The 9,830-nt window shown below is 45.6% G+C and carries 10 protein-coding genes and 2 pseudogenes; 6 read left to right on the top strand and 6 right to left on the bottom strand.

Annotation, left to right across the window (positions count from 1 at the left end; genetic code table 11):
- Positions 1–83 precede the first annotated feature (83 nt).
- Complete coding sequence (locus D908_RS16180; RefSeq protein ID WP_000763928.1) at positions 84–1,373, top strand: citrate synthase; 1,290 nt, start codon at positions 84–86, stop codon at positions 1,371–1,373.
- A gap of 61 nt (positions 1,374–1,434) precedes the next feature.
- Here D908_RS16180 and D908_RS16175 read toward each other — a convergent pair whose 3' ends face one another.
- Positions 1,435–2,193: a Nif3-like dinuclear metal center hexameric protein gene (locus D908_RS16175; RefSeq protein ID WP_005522654.1), complete on the bottom strand. Its 759-nt coding sequence runs from the start codon at positions 2,191–2,193 to the stop codon at positions 1,435–1,437.
- Between the two features lie 89 nt (positions 2,194–2,282).
- Here D908_RS16175 and D908_RS16170 point away from each other — a divergent pair, with 89 nt between their 5' ends.
- The gene (locus tag D908_RS16170) at positions 2,283–3,032 is read left to right on the top strand and encodes a DUF1853 family protein (RefSeq protein ID WP_022578324.1); all 750 of its coding nucleotides are present in this window, start codon (positions 2,283–2,285) and stop codon (positions 3,030–3,032) included.
- Positions 3,033–3,088: 56 nt separating this feature from the next.
- Here D908_RS16170 and pgm read toward each other — a convergent pair.
- A pseudogene (gene pgm, locus D908_RS0118890) lies at positions 3,089–4,734 on the bottom strand (phosphoglucomutase (alpha-D-glucose-1,6-bisphosphate-dependent)).
- Positions 4,735–4,842: 108 nt separating this feature from the next.
- Complete coding sequence (seqA, locus tag D908_RS16165; protein WP_000848404.1) at positions 4,843–5,379, bottom strand: replication initiation negative regulator SeqA; 537 nt, start codon at positions 5,377–5,379, stop codon at positions 4,843–4,845.
- Positions 5,380–5,471: 92 nt separating this feature from the next.
- Between seqA and D908_RS16160 the strand changes: the two genes are divergently transcribed.
- The 3 genes from D908_RS16160 to fldA all read left to right on the top strand — a co-directional run bounded on the left by D908_RS16160 (position 5,472) and on the right by fldA (position 7,137).
- Positions 5,472–6,245: an alpha/beta fold hydrolase gene (locus tag D908_RS16160; RefSeq protein WP_005522658.1), complete on the top strand. Its 774-nt coding sequence runs from the start codon at positions 5,472–5,474 to the stop codon at positions 6,243–6,245.
- Between the two features lie 94 nt (positions 6,246–6,339).
- Positions 6,340–6,561: a DUF2788 domain-containing protein gene (locus D908_RS16155; RefSeq protein WP_005522660.1), complete on the top strand. Its 222-nt coding sequence runs from the start codon at positions 6,340–6,342 to the stop codon at positions 6,559–6,561.
- A gap of 48 nt (positions 6,562–6,609) precedes the next feature.
- Positions 6,610–7,137, top strand: a complete 528-nt coding sequence (fldA, locus tag D908_RS16150) for a flavodoxin FldA (protein ID WP_005522663.1) — start codon at positions 6,610–6,612, stop codon at positions 7,135–7,137.
- 101 nt (positions 7,138–7,238) lie between these two features.
- Here the strand turns inward: fldA and D908_RS16145 are convergent, their stop codons facing one another.
- Together D908_RS16145 and D908_RS16140 are read right to left on the bottom strand one after the other, a co-directional pair.
- Entirely contained in the window at positions 7,239–7,931 is a 693-nt protein-coding gene (locus D908_RS16145; RefSeq protein ID WP_000107914.1) for an LrgB family protein, read from the bottom strand.
- A gap of 5 nt (positions 7,932–7,936) precedes the next feature.
- Positions 7,937–8,359, bottom strand: coding sequence for a CidA/LrgA family protein (locus D908_RS16140; RefSeq protein WP_005522666.1), 423 nt, complete (start codon positions 8,357–8,359; stop codon positions 7,937–7,939).
- Positions 8,360–8,474: 115 nt separating this feature from the next.
- Here D908_RS16140 and D908_RS16135 point away from each other — a divergent pair, with 115 nt between their 5' ends.
- Positions 8,475–9,353 carry a LysR family transcriptional regulator gene (locus D908_RS16135; protein WP_005522667.1) on the top strand — a complete coding sequence of 293 codons (879 nt, stop codon included), beginning with the start codon at positions 8,475–8,477 and terminating at the stop codon, positions 9,351–9,353.
- Position 9,354: 1 nt separating this feature from the next.
- Here the strand turns inward: D908_RS16135 and D908_RS0118895 are convergent.
- Positions 9,355–9,830: pseudogene (locus tag D908_RS0118895) on the bottom strand (DUF4442 domain-containing protein); the annotation flags it as partial.

A 9,830-nucleotide genomic window follows, 5' to 3' on the forward strand; every position in this document is an offset into this window, starting at 1 on the left:
ATTGACTTTAATTAAGATCGGACGTACAAGAATCACACACAAAACATCCTGGACGGATTAAATAATAAACAAAGGAGATGGTTATGGCGGATAAGAAAGCGACCCTTCACATCGAAGGTAAAGCGCCGATCGAATTGCCAATTATGGATGGATCTCTTGGTCCACAAGTAATTGACGTTCGTACTTTAGGCTCAAACGGTTACTTTACTTTTGACCCGGGTTTTCTTGCCACTGCATCCTGTGAATCTCAAATTACTTATATCGATGGCGCTAAGGGCATTTTGTTGCACCGCGGCTACCCTATCGATCAGTTAGCCAATAACGCTGATTACTTGGAAGTTTGTTACATCCTTCTTTACGGTGAAGCCCCAAATCGTAAGCAATATGAAGAATTCAAGAAAATCGTTACTCGCCACACCATGGTGCATGAGCAAATAGCGAGCTTTTTCCACGGTTTCCGCCGTGATGCTCACCCTATGGCTGTCATGTGTGGTGTAGTTGGTGCGTTAGCCGCTTTCTATCACGATTCACTCGATATCAATAACGACACACACCGAGAAATTGCGGCTTATCGTCTGCTTTCAAAAATGCCGACTCTGGCTGCAATGTGTTACAAATATTCGGTTGGTCAACCGTTTATCTATCCACGTAACGATTTGAGCTATGCAGAAAACTTCCTGCACATGATGTTTGCAACACCATGTGAAGAGTATGAGGTCAACCCTATCGTTGCTCGTGCTATGGATAAGATCTTCACTCTGCATGCTGACCATGAACAAAACGCATCGACTTCGACTGTGCGTTTGGCTGGTTCATCAGGTGCTAACCCATTTGCATGTATTGCAGCAGGTATCGCTTCTCTATGGGGTCCTGCACATGGTGGTGCAAATGAAGCTTGTTTACGTATGCTGGAAGAGATCGGTTCTGTCGACAAAATCCCTGAATTCGTAAGACGTGCGAAAGACAAAGATGATCCATTCCGTCTAATGGGCTTCGGTCACCGCGTTTATAAGAATTACGATCCACGTGCAACCGTAATGCGTGAAGCGTGCCATGAAGTGCTCAAAGAGCTGAACATTCAAGATCCTCTGCTCGATGTAGCAATGGAGCTAGAGCGTATTGCTCTTTCTGATGAATACTTTATCGAGAAGAAACTCTATCCAAACGTGGATTTCTACTCAGGCATCATTCTGAAAGCGATCGGTATTCCAATCTCAATGTTCACCGTGATTTTTGCTATGTCACGTACCATTGGTTGGATTGCACACTGGAATGAAATGCACAGCGATCCAGACAACCGTATCGGTCGTCCACGTCAGCTGTACACCGGTCAAAAACTGCGTGATTTCACTCCACTGCATGAACGCAGCTAGTCATTGATTCGTAAAGTTTAATGTCAAAAAGAGCGAGATAATCTCGCTCTTTTTTATTGCCCTAAACTGGGTTATCAATGTCGATAAAGGTGACATCAAAGCCGTGATTTTCCGCGAGCCATTCACCTAACGCTTTAATCCCATAACGCTCGGTAGCATGGTGTCCTGCCGAGAAATAATGGATTGACTGTTCACGGGCCGAATACGTTGTGCGCTCTGAGATTTCCCCAGAAATAAACGCATCCAAACCATGACTGGCTGCCAACTCAATGTAGTCTTGTCCACCGCCTGTACACCAACCGACGGTTTCAATCAGTTTGTTTGCCTGCTCAGGGGCAATATGTAGCGGAGTGCGATTCAGCGCTTGCCCAATCCTGTTTGCCAGCTCTTGTCCAGTTAATGGTTGAGAGAAACGTCCAAACATAGCGACCGATTGTGGATGTCCTTCCAAACCGCCTTCAACAGTGATCCCGAGTCGCTGCGCGAGCTGCGCATTGTTGCCCAATTGTGGATGGATATCTAAAGGCAGATGGTATGCATAAAGATTAAGATCATTTTGGATGAGGGTACGAATACGGCGACCTTTCATACCGCGAATCGCCTCAGGTTCACTTTTCCAAAAATAGCCGTGGTGAACCAGAAGCGCATCAGCTTTCAACTCAATCGCAGCTTCAATTAAAGCCATGCTAGCGGTCACACCGGTGACAATTCGTTTTACTTTCGTTTTACCTTCGACTTGTAAACCATTGGGACAATAATCTTTAATTAACTGTGGGGACAATGTCTCATTTAACAACACTTCTAGCTGTAAATTGTTCATCTTGTAATCCATTGAGCAACAGAGGTGGCGTGGTTATAACAATTTCAGGCTAGAATGTCGAAATATGTGAAAAGAGTGGTGAAGATAAAATGGAGTTAAAACACTTAATGGATTGGGTGAACCGCACCCCTGCCCTGTTTCAAGCCAAAGCGCCTTTAGTTGACAAAGCGCCATTTAGCAAAACAACACGAGAAACTTGGCCTGAGTATCAAGGAAATCCACGTTTAGGCTTTCTTTATCAATATCTATGCGCACAGTTATTTACAGCCACCCCTTATTACAATGCGGTCTCAGAAGAGATCCAGCTAATTGATGAGGGGAAAACCATTGGTTCGTTGGATTTTCTAGCGAAAAACCGTAAAACAGAACATTACGAGCATTGGGAAGTCGCAATCAAATTCTATTTGTTGCACCAAGGGCTATGGTATGGCCCTAATCCGGAAGATCGCTTGGATATCAAGCTCGACCATATGCTCAACCACCAACTCAAATTGTCACAGAATGCTCTGTTCATTGAACAGCATCCTTTGTGGGCTGGTGCATCACAACACCTGCTCATGCAGGGGCGCCTCTACACCAATCCCTTTTCTGACGAGCCTATTCCAAAAGATTGTCTGGGTTATTCGATTAATGCAAACCAAGTTCAAGGTTATTGGTGTTTCCAACACGAACAACATTTGATTAATGAACCTCTATATTTACTTGAGAAGACAGAATGGCTGACAGGACGTCAACCCAGTTCAATACGTTATGTCGGGCAAGCGGAAGGATTTGTACATTGCCAATCGGAATCCGGTAAATTCTGGTTTATCGTGCCAGACCAATGGCCAAATATTTAAGCGTTGTAAAAGTAAAGGGCGATCTCATCGCCCCTTATTCATTTAACCACTATCGATTATAAACCAGCATCTTTAAACACTTGGTTCACAATCTGCTGAGCTTCAGACTCAATCTGTTTCAAGTGGTCTGCACCTTTAAAGCTCTCACAATAGATCTTGTAGATATCTTCTGTGCCAGAAGGACGAGCCGCAAACCAACCATAATCTGTGGTCACTTTCAGGCCACCAATCGCCGCACCATTGCCTGGCGCATGAGTCAGACGAGCCGTGATCGGATCTCCTGCTAGTGTTTGTGCAGCAACCATTTCAGGAGACAGTTTTTTCAGTACATTCTTCTGTGGGCCATTCGCCACGGCTTGAATACGGCTGTAATGAGAATCACCGTGCTTAGCCGCTAGCTCATCATAGTATTGTTGCGGATTCTTACCTGTTACCGCGGTAATTTCGGCCGCTAGCAAACATAGAATGATACCGTCTTTGTCTGTAGACCAAGGTGTGCCATCTTGACGTAGGAAGGATGCGCCCGCACTCTCCTCACCACCAAAACCAAAACGACCTGAGTACAGACCATCTACAAACCATTTGAAACCAACGGGTACTTCACACAGCTCACGACCTAGATCGGCGACCACTTTATCAATCATGGCGCTGGAAACGAGGGTTTTACCCACTGCGACATTCTCTGCCCACCCTTGACGATGACGGTACAGATAATCAATACACACCGCTAGGAAGTGGTTAGGATTCATCAAACCTTTTGGCGTAACAATGCCGTGACGATCGTAATCAGGATCGTTGCCGAAAGCTAAGTCGTACTGATCTTTCAGCGCCAGCAAACCAGCCATCGCATAAGGTGAAGAACAATCCATGCGGATCACGCCATCTTTATCTAATGACATGAATTGGAAGCTTGGATCGATAGCTTCACTCACCAGAGTCAGATCCAGTTGGTAGCTTTACCAATTTGACGCCAGTAATCGATACCACTGCCACCCAGTGGATCTACACCTATTTTGAGTTTGGCTTTTTGAATTGCCGCCATGTCGATCACATGAACCAGATCGTCTACGTATGGTTTGACCAAATCGACTTGCTTGAGCAGCTCGGATTGTTTTGCCAAAGCAATCGGCATGCGTTTTACACCTGCAAGATGATTGCTGATGTAAGCATTAGCACGATCTTCAATCGCTTGGGTTAGCTCACCTTCTGCTGGGCCACCGTGTGGTGGGTTATATTTGATACCACCATCTTGTGGCGGGTTGTGCGAAGGTGTGATCACAATACCATCTGCTTTATCTGCATGCTTCAGGTTGTAAGTTAAAATCGCGTGTGAAATGCCTGGCGTGGGTGTATAGCCGTTATTTTCTTGAACAATCACTTCAATGTCGTTGGCAATCAGCACTTCGAGCACACTGCTAAATGCAGGCTCAGAAAGCGCATGTGTATCTTTACCAATGAAGATTGGGCCTGTAACGCCTTGCTCGTGGCGTACATCTGCCACGGCTTGCGCAATCGCAAGAATATGATGCTCGTTAAACGTCGTTTTATCTGCTGTACCTCGGTGTCCCGATGTACCAAACTCGACTTTATGCGCCATATTTCCAGCTTCTGGCTGGAGTAGGTAATAATTTGCAACCTGCGCCGGGATATTGTGGAGATCCTCTTGTTGCGCCTTTTGTCCTGCACGAGGGTGCATAGCCATAGTGACATCCTTTCTTTAAATTTCACATAAAATAAAACCCCATAATAACGGCGTAACGCTACGCATTATGAGGCTTGAATCAGAGTTTTTGGCTGTAATCAGCAAAAATCAAATAGAATGGGTAACTTTCTCAATAATGTCGCTTGGGAAGCCCATGCGTACCATCACCTGCTCCACCATTTGTTGCTTACGGCTGGTATTGTTATTGGTGATTACCCAAAACGGCGTATTTGGAATCGCTTTCGGCTTAGTGGTTTGCCCACTGGCTAACAAAGTCTGTTCATTGTCAGCAAAATAAACGCGCTTACGGCCTTTCACCATAGTCGCTTCAGAAAAGCTCGCAGAGTCGATGCGATGAAGAGTAGACAGCACCAGCATAAAGCGATCGATCGCATTCTTCAGGCCTGCAAATTCATCGGAAATCAGCAGTGAACGCATTTCTTTCACACCATCAATTTTGGTATCTAACGCTGCGTCTTTGCTCACCACAATGCCTTTTGGCTCAACAACAGGTGTAGCAGTGGCTAACTCACTACCATCCACATTGAGAAGACGACGCAAAATATCGGAGGCACTTTCACCAATATGCAGAGTCTGGCTCGCAATGTAACGGTATAGATCCTCATCAACCTCAATTGTTTTCATTCGCTTTTCACAATCTCTATGTTTAAACTTTCGGGGATTATAGCGAGATCTTTACTGAGACTCTACGTTAAACCAATCACTAATAAGATAAAATGTCAGCACTTCTAAATTACAAACTAGAGGGCAATGGACAGACAGTTGTTCTGATCCACGGTCTTTTCGGCAGCTTAGATAACCTTGGCTTGCTTGCTCGCGATCTAAAAAATGATCATCAGGTATTGAGTCTGGATCTTCGTAACCACGGGCTTTCCTTCCACAGTGATGAACACAATTATGCGCTGATGGCGCAAGATGTGAATCAGTTACTTGAGCATCTCAATCTCAATTCTGTCATCGTGATTGGCCACTCCATGGGTGGCAAAGTTGCAATGAAATTAGCCGATATCGCCACACCGAAAATTCGCCAATTGGTGGTTTTAGACATGTCGCCCGTCGCTTATACCCAACGTCGTCACGATAATGTGTTTGCCGGACTAGATGCCGTGTTAGCGCAGAAACCAACGTCGCGCAGCGAAGTGATGTCAATTCTTGCTCAACATATAGAAATGGAAGGTGTACGCCAGTTTCTCGGCAAATCTTTGATGTCGGATCAGAACGTGATGACATGGCGTTTCAATGTTGCAGCTTTGAAAGCACATTATGCGGAAATTCTCGGATGGGACATTATCGCCAAATGCCGAATTCCAACCCTATTTATCAAAGGTGCGGATTCCGATTATCTCACGGCACAACATCAGCCTATGGTTCAAGCCCAATTTAGCCAAGCGAAAGCCCATGTCATCGCCAATACTGGACATTGGTTACATGCGGAAAAACCGGCTGAAGTGCTGAGGGCAATACGTAAGTTTATCGATGTTCCTCATTAAGGCGGCAAGTGTGAATTGAGAAGCATTAGGCGCATTAACTTTGTCGGATAACAGTGGTATAGTGCGCGCAAGCAATTTGGCATAAAGGAATATCATGCTTTACGACTATATGAACATGCTGGAGTCGGTTGGACTCGATCTGCTGTTTGCCTCGATCTTTTTCTTGATCGGCATGGCAATTAAAGATGTGTTGAAACAAGGTAATGTTCCCCCATTTGGGCGTCGTATTGTGTGGTTAGTTCTCTTTTTGGGGTGCGCAGGCTTTGTCGCCAAAGGCATAATTCAATTGACTTGGGAAGGCGGTGGGCTAGGTTAAGCTCAACAAGGCTTCGCAACTCTATAACAATCTAAAGGTAATGACTCTATGGCAAGTGTAGGTATCTTCTTTGGCAGCGACACCGGCAACACCGAAGCAATTGCAAAGATGATTCAAAAACAACTCGGTAAAAAACTCGTTCACGTACAAGATATTGCCAAAAGCAGCAAAGAAGACATCAATAACTTCGATCTGCTGTTGTTGGGCATCCCAACTTGGTATTACGGTGAAGCACAGTGTGACTGGGACGACTTTTTCCCTGAGCTGGAAGCCATTGATTTCTCAACTAAGCTTGTTGCTATTTTTGGTTGTGGTGACCAAGAAGATTACGCAGAGTACTTCTGTGATGCGATGGGCACTGTTCGTGACATCGTTCAAGCCAAAGGTGCAACCATTGTGGGCCACTGGTCAACAGAAGGTTACGAGTTCGAAGCTTCTAAAGCACTGGTTGATGAAAACCACTTTGTTGGTCTATGTATCGATGAAGATCGTCAACCAGAACTGACTGAACAACGCGTAACAAATTGGGTTAACCAAGTTTATGAAGAGATGTGTCTCGCTGAGCTTGAAGATTAATTTGAAGAGTTAAAATAGAAATCCCCTGCTCAGCAGGGGATTTTTTTGCCCGTCAGTTTGTTCAACAGCCATTGAACAAAGCATTCTTCAATACCAAAGTGTTATGGCCAGAACCAGTGTCCTACCCATGGGGCAATCACCACAGTCACCATGCCTGCCAGCATCATCACAACACTCGATACCACGCCTTCTGAATTACCGATTTGATATGCCTTGGCTGTGCCTGCACCATGAGCCGAAGCCCCTAAGCTAGCCCCTTTCCCCAAGCGAGAGCGAATAGAAAGCACTGTGAGGATCACTTCCCCTACCGCCATTCCTATCACCCCAGTCAGCACTACAAACAGTGCGGTCAAATCACTTTGTCCACCAATAGACTTGGTGGCTTCAACCGCAAAAGGAGTGGTGATCGAACGCATAGCGAGGCTGCGCTGTAACAACTCAGGAAGATTAAGCCAACGCGCCAATAATACCGTGCTCGAAATCGCCACCAACACAGACACCATCACGCCGACTGACAATGACAACCAGTGCTGACGCAGCAAGGCTCGGTTATCGTAAACTGGAACCGCAAAAGCCACAGTTGCAGGGCCAAGCAACCACAACAGCCAATGAGCATCGGCCATATAGGCTTGGTATGGAATATGGAAAAACAGCACTACCACAACCAACAGAAGTGGAGCCAATAACAGAGGCATGAGTAGCAAACTACGTTTACGCCGATAAAGAAATTTACTCGCATAGTAAAAAAGCAGAGTGAGTAGAAAGCAAAGTAGGCTGAGTAATGAAGTCGACATGAGTTCTACTTCTCCACACTTCGAGTTAGCATCATTTGGCGACGTTTGCGCCTGGCTAAGACTAGCTCTACACGATGCATTCTATCGACGATCCAAGCAGTAGAAGCGATCACCAAAATGGTACTCGCCACTAGCACTACACCAATTTTTATCCCCTCTTGGCGCATCAAATCTTGGTAATTCACGACCGCCACCACTGCAGGGACAAAAAACAGAAGCATTTCTGCCAGTAGCCAACTTGCCCCACGCCGAAACCATTCTACATTGACCACTTTCAGCATCACCAATAGCAACAAAATCAACATACCAGTTAAATTCGCTGGTAGTGGTAGGTGAAACTGATTTACTAGCCAGTCAGAGAAAAACCAAATCAGTGATAGGGCTGCTACTTGAATAACCACCAACAGGCTATGCTTGAGCAATTGCATGAGGATTGCCTTGATAGAATGAGAACTAAATCACATTGTATTCTTGGCTGGTACCAGCATAAAATGACTTAAAATTATCTATTTCATGCCTTTTTGGCATACAAAGAGACAACATATGGATATCCGAGCTCTGCGCTACTTCGTTGAGTTGATCTATCAACAGAGTTTTACCAAAGCCTCTGAACGCCTGTTCGTTACTCAGCCAACCATCAGCAAGATGATCCGTAACTTGGAGCAGGAGTTAGAACAGCCACTACTACACCGTGAAGGGCGACGTTTTTGGCTCACGGAAGCGGGTGAGATTGTTTACCAAAGAGCGCAGCAGATCTTGACCCAGATGCAGCAATTGGAAGCTGAACTGACTGACCTTAACCAGTTGCAGCGTGGGCATTTACGCTTAGGAATACCGCCTATGGTGGGGCATGTTTATGCGCGTTTATTCCGCCAATACCGACAGACTTATCCGAACGTTGAATTAACAGTAGTGGAATATGGCGGTCGCAAAATCGAGCAAGCCATTTTGGATGGTGAGATTGATGTCGCGGTGACTATGTTATCTGCTGACCAGCATCCCGACCTCAACTACATCGCTCTTGATCAATACCCAATTTTTGCTGTGGTGCCAGACATACCACGTTGGCGAGATCTGTCTACGCTAACTTGGTCGCAGGTCAGCGAAGAGCCTTTCTACCTCTTCACTCATGAGTTTACTCTCAGTGACCATATTCATGCTTGTTGTCAGCAGGCTGGGTATACACCACAAGTGGCGGCACGGAGCAGCCAGTGGGATTTTCTGGTCGCTTTAGTGAAAAGTGGTGTGGGTATTTGCTTTTTGCCTGCACCTCTTTGCCAGCGGATTCAAGGTGACGGTGTACTGATCTACTCCATCACTCCATCAATCGATTGGCGCTTGGGGGTTATATGGCATCGTGAACGCTATGTATCTAAGACCGCTGAAGCGTGGATTGCCTTATGCAGACGTCAGAATCACTAAATCACTCAGGGCACTCCATTGCAGCTTCACGATATTGTGGTTTTCTGCGTACATACAATTTACGCTGAACCTCAGAAACCACTTCACCATGAGCATTTTTTACGTGCACGATGAACTCAGGGAAACATTTATCTCCCTCTGCGGTGGAGGCCAAAATCCAATCAAGCATCTCTTGGGTAATGAGAAATTCTGCGAACAATTCCGTATTACCCGGCTTAATGAAGTTAATACTCGCCTCTTTATCCCAAACGTAATAACGCTCACCCAAAATCCCCATCAACATCAAAGCGTAAACCGGATCTGTTAAAGAGAAAATGCTGCCGCCATATTGAGTACGATTGGCGTTTTTATTCCACCAACGCAATTTCAAGCGAATTCGCACCTCTCGGAAGTCAGCACTGATGAAATCAATCCGGATCCCAGCCCCCCAAAAAGGAGGCCCAAGAGTTTAGTGCCCACTTCACAATATTCGGTTGA

The sequence above is a fragment of the Vibrio mimicus CAIM 602 genome (assembly GCF_000338875.1).
GTDB lineage: Bacteria > Pseudomonadota > Gammaproteobacteria > Enterobacterales > Vibrionaceae > Vibrio > Vibrio mimicus.